The following is a 25,276-nucleotide window of genomic DNA, read 5'->3' on the forward strand; positions in this document are numbered from 1 at the left end:
TCATTTTTTCTTGATGGTTACTATATCGCCAAGAGTAGTGCCCCTGTTCAGGGTATTTGTATCCCAGTCGTCTTCTCCCACTTTCTCGGTGAGTTCGATATCAAGGGCATGTTCAAGCTTTGTACGTACCGAATCTTCAGGTACGATGTCTCCCTTCTCGATCTTTTTGATCAGGGATGCTTTTTCCTTTATCTTGGAAGCAAGCTCTTCCTGGGTAAGGCCCTTTGCTTCCCTGGCCTCTCTTATGGTTTGTTCGTATTCGTCTATGAGTTCTTCTGTAGGAGCAGTTACCGGGTTCTTTTTGGGTTTTGAACTCTTTTTGATCCCCTGCCGCACAGGAGCATTCTTTCTGGATACCGGTTTCCGGGTGCTTACTGATGTTCCGTATTGTGAACATCGGTTGCAGGCGTTGAGTTCGCTTCCCTCGACATTTATCTTAAAAGGCTCCCCTTTTATCTCTGCACCACATATTTCACACTGCATAAAAAATCATCTCTTACATGGAAGCTGCCATGCCTCTTTTCGAAAGTGCTATATACCTATGGACTTAAATATTATTCGGAGCTATATGAACGAAACCAGTGATGATACGGTAAATCAGGGGAATTACGGATTTAAAAATATGTCCGATGTAGAATATGATTATATGAGTTCTGAAGGAGACGAAGACTTTTCAAAGTACCTTCTGGACAGGATGAAACAACTTGAATCCCGCAACAGCAAACTTAAAGAACAGTGCGATCAGATTGAATCTGAAAAAAAGTATGTCGAATCCCAGAAAGTGAAGTATGAACGAGAAGTTCGCAAACTTCGCTCCGAGATTAACCGGCTTAAAACTGTTCCTTTGATCGTGGCAAATATAATTGATGTCATTGATTCCAATAAAGTATTGATACGCAGCAGTTCGGGACCCCAGTTCATGGTAGGGGTTTCCCAGTATATAGATGAGTCCAAATTGGTTGCCGGTGTCAGGGTTGCCCTGAACCAGCAGACCCTTTCTATTGTGGACGTTCTCCCTTCGACAGAAGAACCGGAAGTCTCAGCAATGGAAGTCTTGGAATCCCAGGATATAAGCTATGAAGATATCGGTGGATTGGATAATCAGATCCAGGATATTATCGAATGTGTCGAACTACCGCTCATTAAACCCGAGTCTTTTGAACGTGTGGGTGTGGAACCTCCTAAAGGTGTGCTCCTGCACGGCCCGCCGGGTACAGGTAAAACAATGATGGCAAAAGCGGTTGCCCATCGTACTGACGCAACTTTCATCCGTGTTGTGGGCTCGGAACTTGTGCAAAAGTACATTGGTGAAGGTTCCCGGCTGGTCAGGGAAGTTTTCGATATGGCAAGAAAGAAAGCTCCCAGCATTATTTTCATAGACGAGCTGGATGCCATTGCAGCAACCCGGCTGAGTGACACCAATGGTGCTGACAGGGAAGTACAGCGCACTCTCATGCAACTTCTTGCAGAGATGGATGGATTTGAGAACCGGGGCGATATTCGTATAATTGCAGCCACCAACCGGGTTGATATCCTGGATCCTGCCATTATCCGTCCGGGTCGTTTTGACAGGATGGTCGAGGTCCCGATGCCGGATAAAGAATCGCGTAGTTTGATTCTCCAAATTCATTCCAGAGGGCTTTCCCTTGCCCGGGATGTGGACTTTGATAAACTTGCCACCCTTACAGAAAATACAAGTGGTGCGGATCTGCATGCACTGACTACCGAGGCCGGTATGTTTGCTGTGCGCAATGATCGTGATAGTGTGACAATGGCTGACTTTATGGATGCCATCGATAAGGTCTTAAAGCCCCGGCAACCTCAAGTCAATGAGCATCCGGGTGCAATGTTTGTTTAAAGGGGGTATACCCTTTTCTCTTTTTCATATAAAACCGGAAATAAGGATCCTGGGTATTGATGATTCAGCTCTGGTAAGTGACCGTATACTTGTGGTCGGGACTTTTTTCAGAGGGGGAATGTGGCTTGATGGAGTATTATCCACCTACATTACCAGGGATGGTATGGATGCTACCGATTCATTAATAAGGATGATCTCAGCCAGCAAACACAGGAATCAGGCTCGTGTGATAATGCTGGATGGAGTCACATACGGGGGTTTCAATCCGATTGACATTGTGCGCTTAAATGAATCCACAGGAATGGGTGTGATTGTGCTGATGCGCTCGCTGCCTAATTTTGAGAATATAAAAAATGCTCTCTATCATCTGGAATGCCCCGATGAAAGATTTGCTATAATAAAAAAAGCAGGCAGTATATCCCGGGTGGTAACTTCTCACTCCCCTACGCCCGTTTATATCCAGTGTGCAGGCATCGATGAAATTTCCGCCACCCGGATAGTCCAGTTAAGTGCTACCCATAGCAATATCCCTGAACCCCTGAGGGTTGCACATCTTATTGCCACCGGTATTATTTGCGGGGAATCCTGCGGCAAACCCTGATTTTTAATCCTGAATTGAATCCAGTACTATTTTTTCCCCTCTTTCCAGCAGTTCGTTTGCCTTTTGCTCAGTTTTGGCTTCGGCAAAGATCCTGACAATTGGTTCGGTGCCTGAAGGGCGTATCAGTAGCCACCCGTCTTCATACCATATCTTGAAACCATCAGTGGTATCAATCTCAATTCCTTCTTCCTGTATACGGCTGGCTACGTTTTCAAGTGTCTTTTTCAGATTGCCACATTTCACTTTTGTTTTTGCATTGTGATATTCCGGAACATCTGCAGCCATCTTTGAAGGTTTCACTCCAGTTGCCATTATGTCAAGTAATTTGGCACATGCCATGGCTCCATCCCTGCAATACTGGTGTTCGGGGAAAATAAGCCCTCCATTACCTTCTCCGCCAAAAACAGCGTCTATTTCCATCATCCTGCGTGCTACATTAATGGATCCTACAGCTGTCCAGTGAAGTTCCACACACGCTTTTTCTGCAATGTCCAGCATACGCCGGGATGAACTTACCGGCGTTACGATTGGGCCTTTTTTACCCGATATCACATATTTTGCCATCATGGAAAGCAGTATTTCTTCATCAATAAATGTACCATTTTCATCAAAGAAGACTGCCCTGTCTGCATCACCGTCCTGGGCAACTCCCAAGTCAGCATCGTAGTTTTTGACAATATCCCTGAGTTCTCCCAGTACATCAGGGGTTGGCTCGGGATTTCTCCAGGGGAAAGTACCATCCGGCTGGGCGTTGATAGTAATAACATCACATCCCAGTTTACGCAATAAGAAGGGTAGTGTAAGAGAACCTGCACCACATCCTGTATCTATGGCCACCCGGAATCGTTTTGCGCTGATTTTTGTTGAATCGACCGATGAAATTATTCCATTGATGTAGTAATCATTGGCATTATAATCCTTGTTCAGTTCACCTGTCAGGTTCCAGTTAGCAGTGTGGAACTCGCCGGTATTGTAGATATTTTCGACCTTTTTCTCCCCTTCCCTGGAAAACTCGGTACCATCTGCGTCTATAAGTTTTATGCCGTTGTATTCCCGGGGGTTGTGGGATGCAGTAATAACAATCCCTGCATCTGCATATTCGCGCACATAATACTGGACAGATGGGGTTGGGCAGGTTCCAATATCGATTACTTTTATACCTGCTGAAAGTAAACCGGATATTGCAGCTGCTTTTAGCATCTCTCCTGAGATGCGTGTATCTCTTCCGATAGCTACGGTCTTACCTTCTCCCAGATAGGTCCCCAGACTTCTGGAAAGATCGATTGCAAATTTAGGTGTGATGAATTCGTTAGCTATACCACGTACTCCGTTGGTTCCGAACAGGCCCATTTGTAAACTCTCCTACTTGCTATACTAGATGCCACTTTACTATTTTAGGTTTATCAGGAGGTTGGTCTATCACCAAGAATTATATTTAATGAATTCCAATCTATGGATCATGCTAATGAAAGACGAAGGCAGGCTTGTAATCTGGCCGGCTTCCATAGATCGTTCCAAAAGCAGGAATGAAGGAAGGATTATATCTCGCAAAAGTTCAGTAAAGGAGCCGAGTCTGGAAGAGATGGAAAAGGCAGCTGCGTCCCTGGATCTTAATCCCGAGGTTCAAAAAGACAAAGCTTATCCACGTTCCTGGTGGGAGAAAAGCGGACGTATCATGGTGGATAAGAACGAATCCAGATCTACCACGGCAAGACAGATATCTAAAACGATAAAAAAATATAGACAGGGCTGAATGCCCTTTTTCTTTTTAATGATTTTAATTTTATGGCCAGGTACCATAACTGGCACTTAATAGAATGACGGCAAATCCACAAAGCAATCCAAAGACTATAACTGCTTTGGGGTCCAGGTGGATTGCCCTTTTGTCCTCTTCATAATATCTCATAAGACCGGCAGAAGACATCAATCCGTTGTTACTCTGTTTCTTTTTTCCCATATTCTTCCAGCTCTTTCCTTTTGTTTACTTGTTCCCTGATTGTATTTTATACTTTAAAAGCTTGCGCTCTCAGGTTCTTACTTCATCTATCAGGAATGGTGGCCTGAAGATTCCTTTTTCTGTAATTATCGCCTCAATATATTCCATCGGCGTGCTGTCAAAAGCAGGATTGATCACCGGTACATCTTCGGGTGCTATCTGTACTCCCTGCATGTAGCGCAATTCATCAGGATCCCGCTCTTCTATCTTCACGCTGCCTTCCCAGCCTTTGAAATCAAAGGTTGAGGCAGGAGCTGCCACATAAAAAGGAATTTCGTGTTCCATGGCCACTATCGCATGGTTGTAGGTTCCGATCTTGTTGAATACAGCATCTTCTGTAACGCGGTCTGCTCCGACTATCACCTTGTCCACAAGCTCGTGGCGCATTACATAGCCACTCATGGAGTCCGAGATTAGTTTGACCGGGATGTTGTCCTGCATCAGTTCCCAGGTCGTAAGCCGCCCTCCCTGGTTCAAAGGCCGGGTCTCACATGCGATCACATTGATGTCTTTTCCCTGTTCCACGGCGGAGCGTACGACTCCCAGGGCTGTGCCCCAGTCCACGCAGGCCAGTCTGCCGGCATTACAGTGGGTCATTACGGTATCCCCGTCTTCCAGCAGGGAAGCACCATGTTTGCCGAGAGTTTTGTTGATCTGTACATCTTCATCTGCAATGGCCTGTGCTTCGCTGAGAGCTATATCCCGTATGCCTGCGGTGTCGTAGGCCTCTGAGACCGCTTTGATCACCCGGTGTACTCCCCATCCCAGGTTTATAGCTGTGGGTCGGGTGGCCAAGATGATCCGTGCGGCATTTTTGAGATCTTCCAGGAGGCTTTCCATGTCATTTGCACTGCTGAGTTTGCTGGCAAGGGCAATACCATAGGCACCTGCTGCTGCCAATGCGGGTGCTCCCCTGACACGCAATGATTTGATTGCCTCACACAGCTGGGCCAGATTTTCACATTCGATTTCCCTGTATTCGACAGGCAACAGGGTCTGATCGATCATTCTCACGGTAGAATTCTCAGCATTCCATTGAATTGTTCTCATTATGTTTCACTCTGATGATAATTAATTTAGTCTGGTTGAGATATTTTACACCTTTATATATATCTTCCACCTAAATACACATCCATGGTCAGTTCAAGGGCTATTCATGATCCTGTGCATAAAACTATCCTGTTGAATCCTCTCCAAAAGGAACTGGTGGAAACTCCTCAGGTGCAGAGGTTACGTTCCATCCAGCAGCTCGGTCTTGTTGATATCGTTTATCCGGGTGCAAAGCACAGCAGGTTTGAACATAGCCTGGGTACCATGCATATGGCATCCCTGATGGCCGATGCCCTGTCTCTGCCGCAAGAGGATAAAGTGAAAGTAGAGGTTGCAGGTCTTTTGCACGATGTAGGTCACTCTGCATATTCTCATGCCGTGGAAGATGTCCTAAAACGCAATCCCGATATTAAGCCACAATACGGTGGTATAATTAGGGAAAATCACGAAGCTTTCAGTGAATATGTCATAAGGAATTGTTTTGCAAACAACGGTAATATTGCAAGAGTCGTTGAAGATGAGCTGGGTCAGGATCCTGTTGATTTTTTCGATCAAATCGCCCTCATGGCAACAGGTAAATCTTCTTTTCTGGAAAAGCCCTATCTGGGACAGTTAATATCCGGTGATATAGATGCGGATCGAATAGATTTTTTGCTTCGTGATTCCTATCACACGGGCATATCCCTGGGATTGATAGACGTGGATCAGATAATACAGAACCTGAGCATCCGCAATGGCAATATCGTACTGGGTAAAAAGGATGGCTGCAGTTATGATGAAGATATGACTTTGACGGTTGCTGAATCAATGCTCATAGCCCGTGCACATCACTATAATGCTATAGTGCATCATCCTCATACCCAGTCTGCAAGAATTATGTTATTGAGGGCTCTTGAAAATGCTCTGGCTGTGTTTGGGGAAAAGAGGGATGCAGAATCTGTGAATAATGAGGTGGGTTTGTTTTTCACGCAATATAATGATGCGGACTTGATCTATTTTATAAAAACATATGGCAGCGATCAAGCACAACAGCTTATCAGTTCAGTCCTTGCGGGAAATATCTGTGACCCAATTGTACGATTTAACCAGAAAACCCTCAACCCGGCAACCCGCATGGCCCTGTCTACAATCGCCCGGCATGGTGTGGCCAAGAAGATGTTCGAGGAGCAGCTTGAAAAGAGAATTGGGGACGTTTTTGTAGATTTGAGTGTTGCCAGCGGTGTGCCTCGCAGTACAAGGGTTGTTGTGAACGGTGAGGATAGTTTCTTTTACGATGAATCTGCCCTTGCAAACGGTCTGGTCAGGGCAATTTCCAGGCAACTATCACTGGTTGTTTTTTCTCCTGTTGATGGTGTAGGATGCCCAGAAGCTGCACAGCTCAAGGATGTTGTAGGCCATACTGTTGATACTCTTTCCCCCCAGTTGCTGAGATTTATACGTCAGGAAAATTACCTGCCCATAGAGGGGCTGATTTTGTTGTTCTATACCGTTAATTCCATTTTCTGGAAAGAGGAAGATGGCTTTGTCTCAATTCCTCGTTTACGTAATATAACCTGGATATATCGCATGGTCCAGCGGTTCAGTGAAGATGTCAGCCTTCGTAACCTCTTTGACTATAAATTCCATCGGGACTATGGTTTTCCTTACAGCAACAGGGTTTTTGAAGACATCCAGTTGCTCGTGGCAATGGGTATAGTGGACGAAGACCTGCGTTATTATGAAAAAGACAACAGGTTCCACCAGCGCTATGAGTATGTCCTGACGATGCACGGAGTTAAATATGGAAAACAACTTTCAGAAGCCTACGGCCGTGAATTCAGGGAGCTTACAAAGATACTCCGGCAGGATAAACACTCAATCCCCCGGGATATTGTAACAATTCCTGCACGCCGTTATCAACAACCCTGAGGTGGATGTATGAAAGAAAATGAAACGGTGCTTTTGCGCACCCGTCATAAAGACAAATTCCGGGAATACCTGACCACAGTTTCGGGTAAACAGTTCCACTGTGAATTTGGTATTGTTGAAACGGCTGATTTGCTGGATATAAAACCCGGCGGCACCATTGTGTCCCATATGGGTCAGCAATTCTCTGTCATCAGGCCCAGGGCTCCGGATATGTTCAGACTTGCAAAACGCACGGGGGCACCGATCATGCCCAAGGATGTGGGCCAGATTATTTCCCATGCAGGTATAAATTCTTCTGACAGGGTCCTCGAAGCCGGTACTGGCAGCGGTGTGCTTGCCATTTATCTGGGTTCTGTAGCAAAGGAAGTGATCAGCTATGAGATTCGTGAGGATTTTGTGGAGAATGCCCGGGCCAATTTGTCCATGGCCGGCCTTTCCAATGTGGAAGTTCGCTGCGGGGATATTGTGGATGTGATGAAGCAGGGCAGTGATTTTTTCGATGTTATAGTACTTGATATTAAAGATTCGGCAGAATCTGTCAAGTATGCCTGTTCTAGTCTGATTGCCGGAGGTTTCCTTGTTGTTTATTCACCTTTCATTGAACAGGCAAAAGCGGTATATCTGGAAGCAGTGAAGGCAGGATTTTACAGTGTACATACTCTTGAATGTCTGGAAAGGGAATTATCTGTATCCGAAAGAGGCACAAGACCCGCACCTGCACGGGTGGGCCACACCGGTTATCTGACCTTTGCCAGAAAATGATCAAGGGTAGCTTTACCTTTTTTATTTTTACATGATGTTTCAGGACTAATGATTCTGGAGCATAGGAAACTCAATTTGATTAATTTAATATAGGTTCTATTCATTAGTTCATTTCGATTAACGTGTCTGATAATGGATTATGGAAAAAGAATGTTGAATCAATCAGGAAACCTTTAGAAGATGGGCGCAGGATTGCTCTGGAAAAAGGTATTAGTGAAACAGCTATAATTGATTTTAGTTCAACATCCAATCCTCTGGGCAGTCCCTTTAATTATCCGGATTGCAAACTCTGCCTGGAGGATATTTTTTCCCGTGTGGAATCCATGTATTCATACTTTCCTGATAATGAATATTCAGAATTAAGGTCAATTGCTGCCAAATATTTTGGAAATAATATTGCTGCTGATAATATTTTTCCTGCTCTGGGGGTTGAAGATGTAATACGCATGGTATTTTCCTCGGTAATTGAAAAAGGTGATACCGTTCTTCTGAACAGGTCTCAGAATCCGGCCGATGAAAAACATTGTATAATCAGTGGTGGGGAAGTGAACTATGTTTGTGAGGAAAATTTAAGAAACATATCTTCAGGTTTGCTGAGCAAGGCCAAACTAATCCTGCTTACCAATCCGGACAATCTTTTCGGCCATCTTTATTCAAAAAGCGATTTAATTTCTCTTCTGCAACGCTGTAATGACCATTCTACTCTGCTGGTGGTTGATGAAAGTCTGATAGACTTTGCGGCTGAATCCGTCACAATGGTTGATGAAGTATCTCATAATACCAACCTGTTGGTTATACGTTCCCTGAAAGACACATTTTCGCTTCCCGGAGCAGGGATTGCTTTTGGTATTACTAATGAGAATTTTGCAGCAATTTTGAACAGGGTACGCAATCTCTTCAACCTGGGTTTGCTGGAAGAGGCAACGGCTCTTTCCTTGCTGGATGTGCAGGAAGAACTGATTAATACCTATTTGCCTGCTTCCAGACAATTCGTCCGGGAAAACCGCCGCTACCTTATGGAGCGCCTGAGTAAGGTGCGCAAATTCAAAACACATGAAAGCGATACATCCTTTGTCCTTGTTGATGTAAGCGCTGCAAGTCTGGATTCAGTCGAACTGACTCGCAGACTCGCTGAAAAAGGTCTTCTTGTAAGGAATTGTTCCGAATTTTATTCCATGGACCGTAATTTTATCAGGGTCTCGGTGAGGCCGAAAGAGGATACTGATAGACTTGTAGAGGCTATAGGGACAGTTGTAGTTGACAGTGCCCGGGATAGTGCCATGGAGAATCTTAACCAGATACTGGACGAAGAACCTGTCAGGCCTCTTGGTGCAAACAGGGCATGTCCCTATTATCCCTGCCATTTCAAAGGGCAGGATTGCACTTTCTGCTTCTGTCCCTTTTATCCCTGTGGGGATGAGCGCACAGGAGGCAGGTGGGTCTGTCGCTCAAGCGGAGGTAAGGTGTGGAGTTGTGAAAAATGTGGCCTGGTTCACCAAAAACCAACTGTCCAGAAACTCCTTGATGTCCTCAAATGTGAGGGGGAGATGGAATACAAACTCAAAAAAGCCTGGGATGAGGTAATGGAGCCCCTATTATGATGGATTTTATTTTTGCCGGTTATATGCATATGATTTATGTGCTTTTATTTGCTGTGTTAATTGATCTTGCAGTTGGGGAACCTCCGGCTCGTCTGCACCCGGTGGTCTGGATCGGGACACTGATTGGCATTTTCAAAAAGCACATTCCTTCATCGGGAAGAAAAGCCTACGGTGTTTTCATGGGTCTTTCATGCATTCTTTTTGCATCCTTTATTGCCTATATTGTACTTTTAGTGTCGAGTCAATCCGTGGTGCCTGAACTTGTGGGTATAGTTATTGAAGCCTATTTCCTCAAAAGTACTTTTGCTATCCGCAGATTGTTATTTGCCGGAGAAGAAGTTGCATCATCTCTGGAAGTTGGGGCCCTGGAAGAGGCCAGAAAACAACTTTCTATGTATGTAAGCAGGGATACCTCAAAACTTAGTGGCTCCCATGTATCTTCTGCTGCCATAGAAACCGTTTCCGAGAATTACGTAGATTCTATTCTCTCTCCCCTGCTCTATTATTCTGTAGCAGGTCCCTTCGGTCTGATAGCAGCTTATGCCTTTAAAGCTGTAAGTACCCTTGATTCCATGGTTGGCTACCGGGATGAGGCACACAGGGAAGTTGGGTTCTTCTCGGCAAAACTGGATGATGTACTTAATTGGATTCCTGCCCGGATCTCCCTGTTTTTCATCTGGGTAGCTGCATTTTTCCTGAACATCCTGCCAAAAAATATGTCTTTTGATCCTTCGGGCGCATACTACTGTTCAAATAAAGATTGCAAGGTTCCGGATTCTCCAAATTCAGGATATCCAATGGCAGCAGTGGCAGGGGCTGTAGGTGTCAAACTGGAAAAACCGGGAGTTTATGTACTGGGAGAGGGACTTGCATCCCCGGGTGCGGAATCTATTAAAAGGGCAAACCGGCTTGTAGAAGGAGCCGCTCTTATATCTATAGCGTGCTTTTCGCTTGTAATTTATGTATTTACAAACTTTATATGGAAATTAATATAATCTGGTCAAAGTGATACTATGAAACTGTCTGATGTAGAATCCAGGAATACAAAAGGAGAACAGCCCGAAGAAGCTGATACCGGTTATACTTATGATATTATGGATATCCTGAAGGAAGAGGGTATTACTGAAGAGGCACTTGTGGAAGCTTCAATGGGACTTTACACACCTCACCCCGGAATTGAGACACGTGAAAAAGCAGAAGCCCTTTTTATAAGGGAACTTCGTCTTGCTATTTCCGATCCCAACCTTTGCATGCTGATCTATTCCGGTATCCTGCTTGAAAGAGAGGGTCGCAATGGGACACTGCCTAACATAAGTCGTGATTCCTATGAAAGGGACCTGACCTTCCTGATAGCCGATGAGGTACTGGGGATGAGCATTTCCAAATATATCAGTGGTGACAAGGGAATGTTTGAGTTTGTCAGGTTCGACAAACAAAAACCGGGTATACTTGTAGAACTCGGTCCTTTCATGGATGATGTCATCGGTGGACTTATCGGAGGAGTTTCTGCCAATATGTATACCAGGGGAATGGCAGAGATTGACAACTCCAAAAAAGAAGATGATGAAAAACTCGGCGGTGGTGTGATAGCCGGATGAGCGGATTTCTACTCGCAGTCAGGACGGGTTTTGGTTTCTTATCGACAATTCCCGTGGGAATAACCATGGAAGGCCTTGATGAACTGGTTAAACGAAGTTACCTGTTTGTCTTTACGGGTATTATACTGGGTCTTTTGATTGGCATGTTTACAGGAATTGTGGAGTATGTATTCCCCGCCAATATTTCCGCAGCCCTGGTTATTGTTTTTATTTACTATCTAACAGGTCTCAATCATCTGGACGGGTTGTCTGATTTTGGTGACGGGTGTACGGCTCACGGTTCCCTTGAAAAGAAGATCAAGGCCCTTAAGGATATGTCACTGGGTATAGGGGGGGTGGCATATTGTGTCATAGGCCTGATTTTGCTCTATGCCAGTATTTCCTCTCTTCAGCAGCAGATATACATGACAGGTGCCATATCATCGCTGCCACATTGGGCACTTTTGCCCCTCTGCCTGCTTGTGGCGGAGATCGGTGCCAAACAGGGTATGCTTACAATAGCAGCTTTTGGCAAATCGATCCATGAAGGCCTGGGTTCCATGGTGATAGACAAAACGGATGGAGGTAAATATCTGGCTGGCCTGATAATGGGTGGTATTGTATCGGTTCTCGGGCTGGGTTTAATCGGTCTGATAGGTTTTGTGGCAGCCATATTGGGGGCCTTCGGAGTTCTCAATGTTTCCAACAGGCATTTTGGTGGTGTCAACGGGGATTGTATTGGTACCGCCAATGAAATTGCCAGGCTTACTTCTTTAATCGCCATTACTCTGGCGCTATTTGCCATCAATGCAGGCTATGGAGGTCTTTCATGGATGCTTTTATAATGGCTGGTGGACAGGGTTTGCGTCTGGGTATGGGTGAGAAACCCTGTGTAGATCTACTGGGTAAGCCCATGATATGTTATGTTGTGGATGCTCTGGAGGAGTCAGAAAGCATAGGTGATGTTTATGTGACGGTGTCTCCTTTTACACCTCACACCGAAAAAGTTGTACAAAATTGTTATGAGGGTAAAGTCGAAACCATTGATACTGCAGGCGATAATTATGTTGGCGATATGGTTTATGCTGTGGAACAGGCAAAAGTTGCAGAGCCCCTGATGGTAATCATGTCTGACCTGCCCCTGATAACAGCCAGTCTTATTGATTCCATTGTGGAGGAATATTACAGGTGTGGAAAACCTTCAATGTCGGTATTTATACCCCTTTCCCTGTGTAAAGAGATAGGTTTGCGTCCGGATACTGTTTTCAACTGGAGTGGTAATCTCATAGTCCCCACCGGAATAAATATCCTTGACGGAAGCAAAATCCGGGAGGAACAGGAATATTATAATTATCTTCTGGAAGACCCTGAAGTAGCCCTGAATGTCAATACTGCAGAGGATCTGCAGCGCTGCACTGATGTTCTTGAAAAAAGACATAATAAATAATTCGGGGTTATCTATGACAAATTGTGTCAATATTAAAGGCAAGGATTATTCTCTGGATACATTAGGGCTGATTGTGGGTACGCAGAACCTGGATATCACAAATTCTTTCGCTGAAGAATATCTCTTATTGTGTGAAGTTGTGGACAATCCTTTTATTCTTCCATTTTTCCTGGAGAAATTCTATACTATGGACATAAAGGACCCTGAAAATTTCCGGCTGGCATTGTGGAGGGTACAGGTTGATTCTGACTTGCGTCTCGGGGAGGATATAAGTAAACATCAGCAACGCAGCTATATCACACGTACACTGGAAAAATTACTTTTCAGTGAGGTGTTGCTAGAAGTTGTCGAAGAACCGGATACGTCTGATGAAAGCGATTTTTTGTTAAATTCCGGGGAAGATACATGAATTTTTATATCAGGAATCCCTTATTTTATATGTAAATAAATTCCATTGTGGTTTATCACAGGTGGATATTTTTGCTATTATGTTCTAATTACATTGTGAGATATTTATAAGGTGTTTCAAATGGAAGAAACCACAATTCCTGAAAGGATTAGTACTGGTATTAAGGGACTGGATGAGATGCTCAAAGGCGGGTACTTTAAAGGTACTGCAAACGTTGTTTCCGGGAAATCAGGTACCGGTAAAACAATTTTTGGATCTCAGTTCATTTATGAGGGGGCAAAGAACGGGGAGAAGGTGATGTGTATAATCACATCGGAAGAATCCAAATCCATTGTTCGGGAAATGAAAGCATCCTTTGACTGGGATTTTAAGAAACTTGAGGATGATGGCTTACTTTCTTTTGTCGATATAACCGATCCGGGGCTTCGTCTCCAGAAAAGTGTGGAAATCGCACCCTCAGAGCTTATAAAGAGTTTCAAAAAGCTAATTGAAAGCAAAATAGATGATGTGCAGCCTCAGAGGGTATTCATTGATTCAATAGAGGCCCTTTTCCTTGCAATAGATTCAAATTACAAACTTAGGACCCTCATAGATGATGTGTTTGGTGTCCTGCGCAGCCGCGATGTAACTTCTGTTATTTCAGTAGGCAAGATGTTTGGCCTTGATGAGATGGTGGAATATGGTGCCGATTCAGTTGTCAAACTGGAACGTGTCAGGGTGGGCAATAATCTCCAGCGTACCATCTTTGTTATGAAATTGAGGGGCTCGAGCACAATCAATGAGGTGCGTGTACTTAATATTTCGGATAATGGGATGTCGGTGCTTGCCCAATCTCCGTATCTGGAGTGAATATTCTTATTTTACTCCAGCCCTTCTTCGGTAATTATGAATTCCCTGCTCAATCCTTCCGGACGGGAGCGATGTTTGAGCAGGTTGGCTTTTCTTTTATTCTCGCCTGTACGCTCAAGCTGAATTATGGTTTTTGACATATGTTCGACCGTACTGCCACCCACAGGTTTCAGTTTGCCGCTTCCTATGTCTGAGTATACCTGATTTGTGATAACAACTACAATTCCTCTTTTGCGGGCCAGGCCGTGCAGATAGCCAATCTGATTGGCAAGTTCCCTGCGAGTGCGGATACTTTTCTCTTCATCTTCAAGGCCAAAGCGGTAATAAGCAGTTGCTGAATCCACAATTATAAGTCCGATGTTCTGGGCACTTATTTTTTCTATCTCATGGATTGCAGAATATTGTTCTTCAAAACTGTGGGGTTCATAGATGATTATGTTCTGGGCAATTTCCCTGGCATTTTCACCTGCTATCTGACTGAAACGTTCTGGTGAGATTGCCTCAGTATCAACAAGAATTGCTTTTTTTTCACCCTTTACGCAATGGACTGCAAGCTGGAGGCAGAGGTTTGTCTTTCCGCTTCCGGATTCTCCATATATCTGGGTCACAACTCCTGCTTCGAATCCACCTCCAAGCAGTTCATCTATGGGTTTGCACCCTGATGTAAGTAAGTCGGTTATATTGTACACCTCAATTGGTTCAAGTTACTGCTATTATTGGTGTTTAGGTTATACATCTTTTGGAAACGTTCTTTTTTGTTTGTTATCAGACCTGATAATGCAATAAATTCAAAAAAATTAGGCTATTTATTTGTATACCACATTTGTTACCAAGCGTATTTCAGTGTATCCAGACATAGGGTGAAAAAGCATTATAAATGAATGAATCCTATTTCGTATCTACTTACTGCGGGAAGTCAGTCGTTTAGGGGAAATCGGAATCTTATTCATGGTTGTTGATTCCTTTCTATCTTCTTTGGCTCTCCTGATGGTGTTTATTGTTACAAGGATGGAGTATCATGTCTGAAATTATTATCTATACCACCGATGTCTGCCCGAAATGTGCCCGTCTGAAAGCGACGCTAAAAGAGAATAATGTACAGTTTGAAGAAGCAGATATGACATCTGCAGAAGCACTTACAGAACTGCGCATAAATGGTGTCTTTACAAGTGAAGCACCTGTATTGCAGATAGGGGATGATTTCCTTACATCTGACAGTATATTCAAAGGCAGTGATGTGGATATGGATGTCCTTCAGGATTTGCTAAATTAAATGGGGGCTTAATATGGATTCTATGGCAGAAGAAATTGAAAAGAAAGTAAAAAATACCGATATAAGCGGTGTCCCTGAGGACACCATCCCTTCGTCCAATATTGTTGAAACTACTTCCGAATCATCTCCAAGACAGCAGACTCTTGACGGTAGTTTTGTTTCAATAATGCCTAAAGTCAGGACCACTGACGGACACATGGTTGAATGGGATCGCAATATCGTTGTAAACCAGCTGCTAAAAGAAACCTCTCTCAGTGAACGTTTCCATGGGATCCCGGCTATCACCCGGGATGAGGCCCTTGGTATAGCAAAGGAAACGGAAAAAAGAATTCGTAGTATGAATCTCAGATTCCTCTCCGGCCCGCTAATCAGGGAAGTTGTTAATATGGTCCTGATTGAGCGCAATGATGTGGAATGGCGTAATATTTCCACCAGGGTAGGTACTCCTGTTTATGATGCCTGCGAGATCGATATGGGTACCGGCTTTGAAGCCAAGGAAAATGCCAATCTCCAGGAGAATGCGGAAACCTCCCACAAGAAAAAGGCCGACAAAATCTCCAAGGAACAGTATCTTCTACTTCTGCCACCCAAACTTTCCGACCTTCACCTGAATGGTGATCTGCATATCCATGATCTGGAATACATGGGAACCCGGGCTTTCTGTCAGGACTGGGATTTGAGATATTTCTTCTATTATGGACTCATGCCGGATGGTTCCGGTGCCAAGGCAAGTGTTGCCGGTCCTGCAATGAAAGCCGAAGTTGCAGTTCTTCATGCGGTAAAAGCCCTGGGTAGTGCCCAGACGAATTTTGCCGGAGGTCAGGGATTCTATAATTTCCTTACGTTCCTTGCGCCCTTTTTAGAGGGTAAGTCCTACAAGGAGATCGAACAGCTGATGCAGATGTTCGTTTATGAGATGACTCAGATGATGGTAGCCCGGGGAGGACAGCTTGTCTTTTCCTCCGTACAGCTTTCTCCCGGGGTTCCAAAACTCTGGAGAGATAAACCTGTAGTCTATCGCGGACGTGTCTGGGATGGTTCAGATGGTAGTGATGTGAGGGTCTATGGTGAGTATGAAAGGGAGGTACGTCTTGGTTTCCAGGCGCTTATGAATGTCATGCTTGAAGGTGATTACTGGGGTAAACCCTTTAATTTCCCCAAACCTGAGATCTCCATTGAACCTGATTTCATGGAAGAGGACGAGATGTTCAATCGTGCCCATCCAGAACTTCCGACCTATGATGATCTTTATAACCTGACATTCGAACTTACCGCCAAGTTTGGCACTCCTTACTTTGATAACCAGCTTCCTCCTTACAGGGGTGCAGGTGAAGGAATTTCCTGTTACCAGTGCTGTGCCTATCAGTTTTCTGCAAATGCAGAAGATGATGATGAATTTGATGAAAAGCTCAACTTCACGGACGGAAAACACTTTTCCATGGGTTCCTGGCAGGTTGTTTCCCTGAATTGCCCAAGGGCTGCCTACGAGGCACAGGGTAATGATGAGGAACTATTCTCAAAGCTTAAGGGTTTGATGGACAGGGCAATTGAGGTGTTCCATACCAAACTCAAATGGATGACCCCGATCATTGAATCCGGCAGGATGCCCTTTGCCACCCAGCAGCCCAAGGACCCAGTTACCGGTAAGAAAGGTGCTGTTGCTGTTGATATGGATAGTCTTGTGTTTACCATAGGTGTGGTGGGTATCAATGAGATGGTCCAGTACCATACAGGTTCCCAGATGCATGAGTCAAAAGAGGCTTTCAAGATTGCAGTCAGGGCAATGACAGAAATGGAAATGCATGCCCGCAAGATTTCACAGGAACATGGAATTGAGATAGCTCTTGCACGGACGCCTGCTGAAACCACCTGTCAGAGATTCGGTGTTTCAGACCTGCTTCATGATGAGTACAGGGAAAAGGCTGCTTCGGTTCTCAAGGGAGATGTGGAATCCTCGGTTTCCAGACTCAAGGAAACACACGATTTGCCTGTGTATTACACCAATGGTACACATGCACCACCGGGAGCAGACCTATCCCTGATGGAGAGGATCAATGTGGAGCATGTATTCTTCCCTATTGTCGATGGGGGTAATATCATGCACATCTGGCTTGGTGAAGGTTCTCCCGATGCAAAGGGACTGAAAGACTTTACCATGCATCTTGCACGCAACACCCAGACCGGCTACTTTGCTTTTACAAAAGATATGACTGTCTGTATGAATGATTTCCATATGATGTCCGGATTACAGGACTGTTGTGAGAATTGTAAATCAGATAATGTGGAGCACCTTTCCAGGGTTACCGGTTATATCCAGTCTGTAGGCGGATGGAATGCTGCCAAGAAACAGGAACTTGCGGACAGGATGAGATATGGCTCCCCGGACATGCGTTAAAGATTTCGAGGTAAATTTCGGGGACTATGTCCCCCTTTCTACCCTCGATTGGCCGGGCAAGGCCTCTGTAGTTTTCTTTTTAAGGGATTGTCCTTTCAGGTGTCCCTACTGCCAGAACTATTCTATTTTGAATGGTTATGAGCTGGTCGAAAGTTCCCAGATAAAACAGTTAATGGAAACTTCCCGTCCCTTTGTGAGTTCTGTGGTAATCTCCGGTGGTGAACCCCTGCAACAGGAGCAGGCAGTTTCTGGAATCGCTCAAATGGCCAGGGATATGGGGCTTCTGGTCGGGCTACATACCAATGGTGTACACACCGATGTTCTGGAAGATCTTATTGAAAATGAATTGGTTGATGGTGTTTTTATCGATGTCAAAGCCTCTCTTGAAAATGCCGAGGATTATGGCAGGATGATTGGTTATGGCTCCTATCCTGCTGTGACAATTTCACCGGCAGATGCTGTGAATAATGTGCAACGTTCTATTATAATGGCTGCGGAGAACAAACTCTTGCAGGAATTGAGGACAACCGTGCTGCCAGGTTTTATGGATAAACCCGAGGATATTGAATCCATTGCTTCTTCTATTGTTAAATGTGCTGGAAGGGATATTCCTTATTTTATCCAGCAGGGCGAAACGGAACACTCAATGGACAGGAACTTGAGGGATCTCTCTCCCCTGGGTCGGGATGAACTTTTATCCCTGGGTAATGCTGCAACTCCTTTCCTGAATAATGTCTCTATACGTACAGGCAAAAACGGCACTGAAAAAATAACTTCAAACCAGTCTGTAGTTTAAGTAAGTTCTTTATATGTGCCAGCAGTACCTTTTGTAAGATATAGTTATGAGAAGCATACCTGCTGAATTATTGCCTGTCCTGCAGGTAGTTGATCTGCAGGTGTGCTTTCTGGCTTTTTCCGATGCCTTCTGATTTGATAAACCAGAACATTCGTATTGCTGATATGATGCGCAGATAGGCATTGGATATTTCGGAGGTTTCGATGGTATCAACGATAAAGGATATTGATGAACGTGCGTTTATCGCACAGCTGGCTTCAGTTTTTGGCAAGGGAAAAGATGAATTAAAGGTACCTGCCGGGGATGATGACTGTGCGGTCCTTGAATTTGGCGGGGAGTACCTTGTAGTTACTACGGACATGTTGCACCAGAAGACTGATTTTCCCGATACGATGACTCCCTGGCAGATCGGCTGGATGTCTGCTGCGGTGAATTTCAGTGATATTGCTTCAATGGGCGGCCATCCCCTGGGTTTGCTTGCAGCGGTGGGCTATCCCAAAAACATGTCTATGGAAGACGCCGGGGAAATTGCCCGGGGAATGCGGGATTGTGCAGAATTCTGCGAAACTTCTGTAATTGGAGGGGATGTGGATTCCCATGAGGAACTTACCATCACAGGAACTGCCCTGGGCAGGGTTTCCAAAGAAGAACTTCTCACCCGCAAAGGGGCAAAACCGGGAGATCTGGTATGTGTTACCGGCCCCCTTGGGGCAGCCGGGGCAGCCCTGGAAGCCTATCTGAAAAATATTGATTTTGATGACGATTTCATGAAACCCCTTCTGGAACCCGTACCCAGGATTGCCGAGGGCAGGATGCTTGCAAAAAGCGGTGCTGTGACCTCTGCCATGGATACCAGTGACGGGCTGGCACTGTCGCTGTATGATCTTGCATCTGTTAATGACGTGGGTTTTGTCCTGAGGGAAGAATTGCTGCCAGTAGACAGGCGTGTTTTTGATATTGCTTCAAGTGAAAAAGAAGCCCTGGATATGGCGCTGTATTCAGGCGGGGATTTCGAGTTATTGGTAACGGTTTCAAGGGAGATGTTCGATGCGTTACAGGCCGAATCCTATTTAACTGTTGTAGGAGAAATTGTTGACATTGATGCGGGTATTATTTTGATTGGCAAAGATGGGGCAAACTTTGCTATTAATCGAAAAGGTTATTTACATATAGGGACATCTGAACAGATATGATTATACAAAGGAGATTATGGTATGAAAACCGGATTTAAAATTTTATTGATAGGATTGATGATTATTGGAATGTTTTCAGGGGTTGCGATTGGTTCACCTTCTATAATAGATAGTAATCCCTCTAGTAGTACGTCCAGTGAATATGGTGATTCAATACAATTTGATGTGACTTTGAATGAAACTGCAAATGTAACTTGGCAAATTGATGGCACAAATCTTACACCAATCAACGAAAGTGTCATGTCTGCTTCATATACCAATTCAACTGCATCAGTAGGAAACTATACAGTAACTGCAATTGCTGAAAATATGAATGGTTCTGATTCAGTTTCATGGACTTGGAAGGTTTCGAACACACCATCACTTGAAGACCGCACCCCTTCCAATAATGATGTGGATACTACCACCGGTGATTCAGAAACATTTTCTGTTAAAATCGATCAGACTGTAAATGTAACTTGGCAAATTGATGGTACAAATCTTACGCCAATCAACGAAAGTGTCACATCTGCTTCATATACCAATTCAACTGCGTCTGCTGGTACTTATATTGTTACTGCATTTTTTGAAAATGTAAATGGTTCTAATTCAACCTCATGGACTTGGGAAGTTTCTGATCCTCCGGCACCATCACTTGAAAGTCGTACTCCTTCCAGTAATGATGTGGATACTACCACCGGTGATTCAGAAACATTTTCTGTTGACATCGATCAGACTGTGAATGTAACTTGGCAAATCGATGGCACAAATATAACGCCGATCAACGAAAGTGTCATGTCTGCTTTATATACCAATTCAACTGCGTCTGCTGGTACTTATATTGTTACTGCATTTTTTGAAAATGTAAATGGTTCTAATTCAACCTCATGGACTTGGGAAGTTTCCAATCCTCCTGCACCATCACTTGAAGACCGCACTCCTTCCAATAATGATGTGGATACTAGCACCGGTGATTCAGAGACATTTTCTGTTGACATCGATCAGACTGTGAATGTAACTTGGCAAATCGATGGCACAAATATAACGCCGATCAACGAAAGTGTCACATCTGCTTCATATACCAATTCAACTGCATCTGCTGGTAATTATACTGTTACTGCATTTTTTGAAAATGTAAATGGTTCTAATTCAACTTCATGGAATTGGGAAGTTCATTCCGCCACTTATGAATGGGGCAACCGTATCTGGGATGAAGATGCAGACCAGTCCAATATATACACATGGGATGGCCGTAGTTTCTCCGGCTTCTACTATGACCTTGATACAGGTGACACTTCAGAGACCATGGAAATAACTATCGATGTTGGTAATAGTGAAATAAAGAACGGTAACCTTAATTATACCACGAACCCAATCCCCAAAGATTTTGAACAAGATCGTTGGGGAAGTTATCAGATTATAGGTTTCATGGCAGAGAGATATTTTGCCGGCTACAAAGATACATCATCCTCCATCGTAGATAACGACCTTAGCCTGATGTCAGATGGCATCCTATCAAAGGTTCTTCTGGATACAGACGATGACGAATCCATCTACTCCGGATCATCTCTGACTCTTGAGGAAGGTTACAACCTAAATATTCAGCAGGTGGATGTTAATGGAGACAGTGTATGGATAAGCCTTACTCAGAATGGAGATGAGGTAGATGATGCAATCCTTTCCTCCGATGAAACCTATGTTTATGAAAAGGATCTTGGAGGCGTGGATGATGTCCCCGTAATTGCAGTGCATATTGATGATGTATTCAGTGGTACTGAGACAAATGCTGTCTTTATTGACGGTATTTTCCAGATTTCCGATGATTATGTGGAAATCGATGAAGGGGATGACTTTGGTGAGATGGAAATTGACAACGTTGGTGCTAATGAAATCAAGATGTTAAATGAAGATGACATTGATCTTGAAGAAGGTGATATTATTGACATCATGGGTAAACTCAAGTTCATAGTTGCAGATGATGAAGATGGTACTCTGAGATTTGCTCCCTTTGTCGATATGTCCGAACCCGGTACCTATGAACTCAGGGGTACCATTGCTGAAGATCAGGAATTTACCTGGACTCCCTTGAACTTCGAAGGTTTCTATTATAACATAGATGAAGGACTGAGCAGTGAATCTCTCAAAGTGGAAGATGATGACGGATCAATTGATGAAGGAAAGTTGATTTATGAAGCCAAACCAGTATCTGTAGAATTTGAATACGATAACAGTGGCTGGGGCGAATATCATGTAATCGGTTTCATGGCCGAGAAATATTTCGCCGGGTATAATGGCAGTAACTTTGCAGGTGAAAACTATAATTCTGATCTTATGTCCGAAGGCCAGCTATCGAAAGTTCTTATAGACGATGACGATGAGAAATCGGTCTATACAGGCTCTTCCCTGATTTTGGAAGAAGGTTATGCCCTTAACATTCAGGAAGTTGATGTCAATGGTGAAAGGGTAATGATTGAACTAACTCAGGACGGAGACGAAGTCGACTCAGGTATAATATCTTCCAACGATGAATATGTTTATGAGAAAGATCTTGGCGATGAAGATGATGTACCGATAATCGTTGTCCATTTCAATGAGGTATTCAGTGGTACCGAAACCAGTGCTGTGTTTGTTGAAGGTATCTTCCAGATATCCGAGGATTACTTGGAAGTCGAAGATGGAGACGACTTTGGTGTAATGACAGTTGATAGTACAACTGGAAGCATTATCCTTGAAAATGAAGATGAGGTCGATCTTGATGAAGGAGACACCATCGACATCATGGGTGAGGTCAAATTCAAGGTTGCCGATGACGGTGATTATGTCCGTTACTATCCATTCGTTGAAGTAGAAACCGAACCCGCTGAATCTCTGGACATCGATATCGAACCAACCACGGTTGTCGAAGGTGAGGAAATCACTTTCACAGTAACCTCTCGTGGGGCTTCTATCAGGGATGCATCGATACTGATTGATGGTGACAGGGTTGGAACCACCTCTGATGAAGGTGTTTTCGAGTATGATACTGATGATGCCGGTAAATTCACTGCAACAGCTGAAAAGGAAGGCTATGTATCATCAAAAGGTAACTTTGAAGTAATATCTCCTGATGATGAAAGCAAAAAGATCAGTATCGAAGTTTCCCCGGAGGAAGTCTTTGAGGGTACACCGATAACCATCTCTGTGGTCAAGGCGATCGGCTCTGAACCACTGGAGGATGCCGAGGTATTCTTTGACGGCACATCCCTGGGTGAGACTGATGAGGACGGCACGATAACCTACAATCCCAAAGAGCCCGGTACTCACAAGCTGGAAGCCAAGGCGGATGGATACCTTGATGCAGAATTGAACATCAAGGTCAATGAACTGGCAGCAAACTTCGAATTCAGTAATCTGAGGATTGATCCGCTTCCTGCCACTGCCGGTGAGGAATTCACGGTAATGGTTGACTCGATCAACACGGGTAATGCAGAGGGCAGTTATACTGTCGAGTTATCGATCAACGACAATGTGACAGACAGCCAGGAAATAACCCTCGGACAGAACAATTCCACAACCATTGAATTCACCTCTACTGCAGGTGAACCGGGTACCTATCTTGTCAAGGCAGGCGGCCTGTCAACGACCATGGACGTGGAAGAGGGAACCAGTATAGTATGGTATGTCCTTGGTGGCCTTCTCCTTGTAGTTGGTGGAGGTGCAGCCTACATATTTGCCACAGGCGGAACTGCCAAATTCGCTGAGATCGCAGAATCCCTGCGTTCCATGCTTGGTAGGTAAAACCAGAATAAGAGCGCTTACAAAAGCGCTCTCCTCTTCTTTTTTTATTCCATTTCCATTTTTCGTGCCACATTCTCGATTGCTTCGAGAAGACTGTCTTTTGGCATAATTGTAGATACGGGTATTTTGATAATTTTTTCCACCGTAGGACTTACGATAGGTGCACAAACAAGTGCCCTTGCTCCTTCCCTTTCAGCTCGCACAGCCGCAATGATTGCTTCTTCCATGGAGGTGGCCGCATACTCTCGTATTGTGCACAGGTTCCCGTGAATTTTCCTTTTTGTCTCTTTAATATTATCCAGTACCGGACGGGATGCTATTACGGCTATGAATTCACCGCCCTCATAGCCTTCGAGTTTCTTTATGGTTTTCACGATCTGGCGCATTGTACGTAAATTGGGTTCCCGGTTGCCGGACATAAGTTTGTAAAGGGTACTTGGTGGAATGGAGGAATGCTCGGAAAATTCTATCGCTGTAAGACCCAGGTCCTCCTTGATGACCTTCAATAAAGTATGCTGGAACGCTTCATCGGATTCAAATGCTGATTCGATAACTTTGTCTGCAATACTCATTTTTCCACCTACTGAAAATAAATGTCTTTTAAAGGCTATAAATCCTCTCTTATTAATACTTTTAGGATATTATCTTGTGAAAAAAGGCAAGTTATAAATAAGGTTCTTTGTCAATCTACTATATTGGCTATATAGTAATATTGTCACTGAAAATATAATATGGAGGTTACTTATGAAAAGAATCAATACAATACTGATATTAATGCTTATGGTAACAGGCGGAGTCTTTCTCGCAGGTTGCACTTCTCAGGAAGACACCGAAGAAGTGCCTGATGTGAGCACTCTCAATATAGGATACCAGCCGAGTACACATCAGCTTGCCTATATGACCGCCAAGGAAAAGGGATGGTGGGAAGAGGATCTTGCTCCCTATGGTGTGGAAAATGTGAGAGAATATGAATTCCCGACCGGCGCTCCTGAAATGCAATCCATGCTTGCAGGAGATCTGGATGTGGCCTATGTAGGGGCGGCTCCTTTTGTGGCAACTCTGGCCAGTGACCTTGATGCCAAAATAGTAGCAGCTGCGAATTCCCAGGGGTCCGATCTTGTCCTGCGTCCTGATATTGCCTATGAAGGTCCTGATGATCTCAAAGGCTTAGACATTGCAACCTTCCCACCGGGCACAATTCAGGATACGATCCTGCGTAACTGGCTGAAAGATAATGGTATTGATCCGGATAATGACGTTGACATAAAAGCAATGGGTCCCGGTGATGCAATCTCTGCGATATCTGCAGGACAGGTAGATGCAGTATTCCTTCCACACCCAGCTCCTACTCTGATTGCAGAGGAGGGTAATGGCAGGTCCGTTGTATATTCCGGTGAAATGCTTCCCGACCATGTTTGCTGTGTGGTTGTTGTAAGCGGAGACCTGATACGCAATCATCCCGATCTGGTGACTGAGATTGTAAAGACCCATATAAAGGGTACAGAATACAGTAACGAAAACCAGGATGAAGTTGCACAGCTCTATGCAGACAGGCAGGGATGGGATGTTGATGTAATCCGTGCTTCCCTGGAAGATTGGGATGGTCAATTGATTGCTGATCCTACTATTATTGCAGAATCCACTGTGGACTATGCACAGATCCAGTATGAACTTGGCTATGTAAATGAAGAATTCACCCGGGCAGACATGTTTGACATGAGCTTCTACGAGCAGGCTACAGCTGAATAAAAACAGTAAACTTTTTAAGGACCTGTTGATTATAGGTCGCCGGAAGTGGGGATTTC

At 44.3% G+C, this 25,276-nt stretch carries 24 protein-coding genes; 18 read left to right on the forward strand and 6 right to left on the reverse strand.

Annotated features, from left to right (window positions below):
- Positions 1-483, reverse strand: a complete 483-nt coding sequence (locus BKM01_RS06425) for a multiprotein bridging factor aMBF1 (protein WP_072358836.1) — start codon at positions 481-483, stop codon at positions 1-3.
- A gap of 85 nt (positions 484-568) precedes the next feature.
- Between BKM01_RS06425 and BKM01_RS06430 the strand changes: the two genes are divergently transcribed.
- Positions 569-1,858 (forward strand): proteasome-activating nucleotidase, encoded by a 1,290-nt coding sequence (locus BKM01_RS06430; RefSeq protein ID WP_072358838.1) that lies wholly within the window; start codon positions 569-571, stop codon positions 1,856-1,858.
- Positions 1,851-2,459, forward strand: a complete 609-nt coding sequence (locus BKM01_RS06435) for an endonuclease dU (RefSeq protein WP_327078529.1) — start codon at positions 1,851-1,853, stop codon at positions 2,457-2,459. The genes BKM01_RS06430 and BKM01_RS06435 overlap by 8 nt, the downstream gene beginning before the upstream one ends.
- 3 nt (positions 2,460-2,462) lie before the next feature.
- Here the strand turns inward: BKM01_RS06435 and glmM are convergent, their stop codons facing one another.
- Positions 2,463-3,809 carry a phosphoglucosamine mutase gene (glmM, locus tag BKM01_RS06440; RefSeq protein ID WP_072358842.1) on the reverse strand — a complete coding sequence of 449 codons (1,347 nt, stop codon included), beginning with the start codon at positions 3,807-3,809 and terminating at the stop codon, positions 2,463-2,465.
- A gap of 115 nt (positions 3,810-3,924) precedes the next feature.
- On the opposite strand from glmM, the gene BKM01_RS06445 reads away from it, so the two are divergent.
- Positions 3,925-4,212: a signal recognition particle protein Srp19 gene (locus BKM01_RS06445; RefSeq protein ID WP_072359601.1), complete on the forward strand. Its 288-nt coding sequence runs from the start codon at positions 3,925-3,927 to the stop codon at positions 4,210-4,212.
- A 30-nt stretch (positions 4,213-4,242) separates the two neighbouring features.
- On the opposite strand, the gene BKM01_RS06450 is transcribed toward BKM01_RS06445, so the two are convergent.
- Positions 4,243-4,416 carry a preprotein translocase subunit Sec61beta gene (locus BKM01_RS06450; RefSeq protein WP_072358844.1) on the reverse strand — a complete coding sequence of 58 codons (174 nt, stop codon included), beginning with the start codon at positions 4,414-4,416 and terminating at the stop codon, positions 4,243-4,245.
- 69 nt (positions 4,417-4,485) lie between these two features.
- Complete coding sequence (locus BKM01_RS06455; RefSeq protein WP_072358846.1) at positions 4,486-5,505, reverse strand: S-methyl-5-thioribose-1-phosphate isomerase; 1,020 nt, start codon at positions 5,503-5,505, stop codon at positions 4,486-4,488.
- Positions 5,506-5,589: 84 nt separating this feature from the next.
- Between BKM01_RS06455 and BKM01_RS06460 the strand changes: the two genes are divergently transcribed.
- The 9 genes from BKM01_RS06460 to BKM01_RS06500 all read left to right on the forward strand — a co-directional run bounded on the left by BKM01_RS06460 (position 5,590) and on the right by BKM01_RS06500 (position 14,058).
- Complete coding sequence (locus BKM01_RS06460; protein WP_072358848.1) at positions 5,590-7,413, forward strand: HD domain-containing protein; 1,824 nt, start codon at positions 5,590-5,592, stop codon at positions 7,411-7,413.
- A 9-nt stretch (positions 7,414-7,422) separates the two neighbouring features.
- Positions 7,423-8,175, forward strand: a complete 753-nt coding sequence (locus BKM01_RS06465; RefSeq protein WP_072358850.1) for a tRNA (adenine-N1)-methyltransferase — start codon at positions 7,423-7,425, stop codon at positions 8,173-8,175.
- A gap of 122 nt (positions 8,176-8,297) precedes the next feature.
- On the forward strand, positions 8,298-9,776 hold the full coding sequence (locus tag BKM01_RS06470; protein WP_084006257.1) for an aminotransferase class I/II-fold pyridoxal phosphate-dependent enzyme: 1,479 nt from the start codon (positions 8,298-8,300) through the stop codon (positions 9,774-9,776).
- Entirely contained in the window at positions 9,773-10,771 is a 999-nt protein-coding gene (locus BKM01_RS06475) for a cobalamin biosynthesis protein (RefSeq protein WP_072358854.1), read from the forward strand. The genes BKM01_RS06470 and BKM01_RS06475 overlap by 4 nt, the downstream gene beginning before the upstream one ends.
- 18 nt (positions 10,772-10,789) lie before the next feature.
- The gene (gene cobZ / locus BKM01_RS06480) at positions 10,790-11,374 is read left to right on the forward strand and encodes an alpha-ribazole phosphatase CobZ (RefSeq protein WP_072358856.1); all 585 of its coding nucleotides are present in this window, start codon (positions 10,790-10,792) and stop codon (positions 11,372-11,374) included.
- Entirely contained in the window at positions 11,371-12,198 is an 828-nt protein-coding gene (gene cobS, locus BKM01_RS06485) for an adenosylcobinamide-GDP ribazoletransferase (protein ID WP_072358858.1), read from the forward strand. The genes cobZ and cobS overlap by 4 nt, the downstream gene beginning before the upstream one ends.
- Positions 12,183-12,800 carry an NTP transferase domain-containing protein gene (locus BKM01_RS06490; RefSeq protein WP_072358860.1) on the forward strand — a complete coding sequence of 206 codons (618 nt, stop codon included), beginning with the start codon at positions 12,183-12,185 and terminating at the stop codon, positions 12,798-12,800. Before cobS ends, BKM01_RS06490 begins: the two co-directional genes overlap by 16 nt.
- A gap of 13 nt (positions 12,801-12,813) precedes the next feature.
- Positions 12,814-13,209 carry a hypothetical protein gene (locus BKM01_RS06495; protein ID WP_072359603.1) on the forward strand — a complete coding sequence of 132 codons (396 nt, stop codon included), beginning with the start codon at positions 12,814-12,816 and terminating at the stop codon, positions 13,207-13,209.
- A gap of 120 nt (positions 13,210-13,329) precedes the next feature.
- On the forward strand, positions 13,330-14,058 hold the full coding sequence (locus tag BKM01_RS06500) for an RAD55 family ATPase (RefSeq protein WP_072358862.1): 729 nt from the start codon (positions 13,330-13,332) through the stop codon (positions 14,056-14,058).
- Between the two features lie 11 nt (positions 14,059-14,069).
- Here BKM01_RS06500 and radB read toward each other — a convergent pair whose 3' ends face one another.
- On the reverse strand, positions 14,070-14,747 hold the full coding sequence (gene radB / locus BKM01_RS06505; protein ID WP_072358864.1) for a DNA repair and recombination protein RadB: 678 nt from the start codon (positions 14,745-14,747) through the stop codon (positions 14,070-14,072).
- A gap of 329 nt (positions 14,748-15,076) precedes the next feature.
- On the opposite strand from radB, the gene BKM01_RS06510 reads away from it, so the two are divergent.
- The 5 genes from BKM01_RS06510 to BKM01_RS06530 all read left to right on the forward strand — a co-directional run bounded on the left by BKM01_RS06510 (position 15,077) and on the right by BKM01_RS06530 (position 23,471).
- Complete coding sequence (locus BKM01_RS06510; RefSeq protein ID WP_072358872.1) at positions 15,077-15,331, forward strand: glutaredoxin family protein; 255 nt, start codon at positions 15,077-15,079, stop codon at positions 15,329-15,331.
- A gap of 166 nt (positions 15,332-15,497) precedes the next feature.
- Positions 15,498-17,726, forward strand: a complete 2,229-nt coding sequence (gene nrdD, locus BKM01_RS06515) for an anaerobic ribonucleoside-triphosphate reductase (protein WP_233125624.1) — start codon at positions 15,498-15,500, stop codon at positions 17,724-17,726.
- Positions 17,704-18,522 carry an anaerobic ribonucleoside-triphosphate reductase activating protein gene (locus BKM01_RS06520; RefSeq protein ID WP_072358876.1) on the forward strand — a complete coding sequence of 273 codons (819 nt, stop codon included), beginning with the start codon at positions 17,704-17,706 and terminating at the stop codon, positions 18,520-18,522. The genes nrdD and BKM01_RS06520 overlap by 23 nt, the downstream gene beginning before the upstream one ends.
- Before the next feature lie 203 nt (positions 18,523-18,725).
- On the forward strand, positions 18,726-19,715 hold the full coding sequence (gene thiL / locus BKM01_RS06525; RefSeq protein WP_072358878.1) for a thiamine-phosphate kinase: 990 nt from the start codon (positions 18,726-18,728) through the stop codon (positions 19,713-19,715).
- Positions 19,716-19,736: 21 nt separating this feature from the next.
- On the forward strand, positions 19,737-23,471 hold the full coding sequence (locus tag BKM01_RS06530; protein ID WP_072358880.1) for an S-layer protein domain-containing protein: 3,735 nt from the start codon (positions 19,737-19,739) through the stop codon (positions 23,469-23,471).
- Between the two features lie 44 nt (positions 23,472-23,515).
- On the opposite strand, the gene BKM01_RS06535 is transcribed toward BKM01_RS06530, so the two are convergent.
- On the reverse strand, positions 23,516-24,043 hold the full coding sequence (locus tag BKM01_RS06535) for a helix-turn-helix domain-containing protein (protein ID WP_072358882.1): 528 nt from the start codon (positions 24,041-24,043) through the stop codon (positions 23,516-23,518).
- A gap of 172 nt (positions 24,044-24,215) precedes the next feature.
- Here BKM01_RS06535 and BKM01_RS06540 point away from each other — a divergent pair, with 172 nt between their 5' ends.
- Positions 24,216-25,220 carry an ABC transporter substrate-binding protein gene (locus BKM01_RS06540; protein ID WP_072358884.1) on the forward strand — a complete coding sequence of 335 codons (1,005 nt, stop codon included), beginning with the start codon at positions 24,216-24,218 and terminating at the stop codon, positions 25,218-25,220.
- The last annotated feature ends 56 nt before the right edge of the window (positions 25,221-25,276 follow it).

The organism is Methanohalophilus portucalensis (genome assembly GCF_002761295.1).
Taxonomy (GTDB): domain Archaea; phylum Halobacteriota; class Methanosarcinia; order Methanosarcinales; family Methanosarcinaceae; genus Methanohalophilus; species Methanohalophilus portucalensis.